The following is a 1901-nucleotide window of genomic DNA, read 5'->3' on the forward strand; positions in this document are numbered from 1 at the left end:
AAAGCAACTATCGGTGCTACTCAATCTTCTAAAATCGGTGTTACAAGATTTGAAACCGGTGCTCAAAGTTTTACTTCAGGTGTGGTTGGTCTTACTATTAAAAACTACAATGGTATAGAAGATTTTAAATTTGATAATGTTGTGATTTCAACTTCAGTTGGAACAGGACTTGGAGCTTTGGCTGAAGAGATCAATAAAAGCGCTGATAAAACAGGAGTTCGCGCAACTTACGATGTAAAAACAACTGGCGTTTATGCTATAAAAGAAGGAACTACTTCTCAAGACTTTGCCATTAATGGAGTTGTAATTGGTCAGATTAATTATAAAGATGGTGATAATAACGGCCAATTGGTTTCAGCTATCAATGCGGTTAAAGATACCACAGGAGTTCAAGCTTCTAAAGATGAAAACGGCAAGCTTGTTCTTACATCGGCTGATGGCAGGGGTATTAAAATTACTGGAGATATAGGTGTTGGTTCTGGTATTTTGGCAAATCAAAAAGAAAACTATGGGCGATTATCTTTAGTTAAAAATGATGGTAGAGATATTAATATTAGTGGAACCAATCTTAGTGCTATAGGTATGGGTAGAACAGATATGATTTCTCAATCTTCAGTGTCTTTAAGAGAATCAAAAGGTCAAATTTCAGCAGCTAATGCCGATGCTATGGGGTTTAATTCTTATAAAGGCGGAGGAAAGTTAGTTTTAAGCTCAGCTGTAAGTTCAATTTCTGCATTTATGAGTGCACAAGGTTCAGGATTTTCTAGAGGTTCAGGATTTTCTGTGGGTAGTGGTAAAAATTTATCTGTTGGATTGAGTCAAGGAATACAAATTATTTCAAGTGCGGCTTCAATGAGCAATACTTATGTTGTTTCTTCTGGCTCAGGTTTTTCTTCTGGCTCAGGTAATTCTCAATTTGCAGCTCTTAAAACTACTGCTGCTAATACAACTGATGAGACTGCAGGTGTAACCACTCTTAAAGGTGCAATGGCGGTTATGGATATAGCAGAAACTGCTATAACAAATTTAGATCAAATCAGAGCAGATATAGGTTCTATACAAAATCAAGTTACATCAACTATAAATAACATTACTGTAACTCAAGTTAATGTTAAAGCAGCAGAATCGCAAATCAGAGATGTAGACTTTGCAAGTGAGAGTGCAAACTACTCTAAAGCTAACATCTTAGCCCAAAGTGGTTCTTATGCAATGGCTCAAGCAAATTCTAGTCAGCAAAATGTTTTAAGATTATTACAATAGTTAAATCTTAAAATCACTTTACATTCTTTTAAGAATGCTGCAATTTATACAAATCCAAGCCTAGTTTAAATACTAGGCTTTTTATTTATAAGCTTTAAAATTTTTAATCAAATTAAAACTTGGAACACTTCTTGCTTTAATCTTTTCGATGCAATATTTTGAAAGGATTTAAAATGGGTTTTAGGATAAACACCAACATCGGTGCATTAAATGCACATGCAAATTCAGTTGTTAACTCTAATGAACTTGACAAGTCTTTAAGTAGACTAAGTTCAGGTCTTAGAATTAACTCAGCAGCAGATGATGCTTCAGGGATGGCGATAGCAGATTCTTTGCGTTCACAAGCAGCAACTTTAGGTCAAGCTATAAACAATGGTAATGATGCCATAGGTATTTTGCAAACTGCAGATAAAGCTATGGATGAGCAATTAAAAATTCTTGATACTATCAAGACTAAAGCTACTCAAGCAGCTCAAGATGGACAAAGTTTAAAAACAAGAACTATGCTTCAAGCAGATATTAACCGCTTGATGGAAGAGCTTGATAATATCGCAAATACAACTTCATTTAACGGCAAACAACTTTTAAGTGGAAATTTTACCAATCAAGAATTCCAAATCGGCGCAAGTTCAAACCAAACT

Annotated in this window: 1 protein-coding gene and 1 pseudogene; both read left to right on the top strand. The window is 34.9% G+C overall.

What is annotated here, in order from left to right:
* A partial coding sequence (locus tag AJN56_RS04790) for a flagellin (RefSeq protein WP_057042960.1) occupies window positions 1-1260 on the top strand: 1260 nt, incomplete at its 5' end.
* A gap of 173 nt (window positions 1261-1433) precedes the next feature.
* Window positions 1434-1901 (top strand): annotated as a pseudogene (locus AJN56_RS04795) (flagellin); the annotation flags it as partial.

This window comes from Campylobacter sp. BCW_4319, from assembly GCF_001764435.1.
In the GTDB taxonomy this organism is placed as follows: Bacteria; Campylobacterota; Campylobacteria; order Campylobacterales; family Campylobacteraceae; genus Campylobacter_D; species Campylobacter_D jejuni.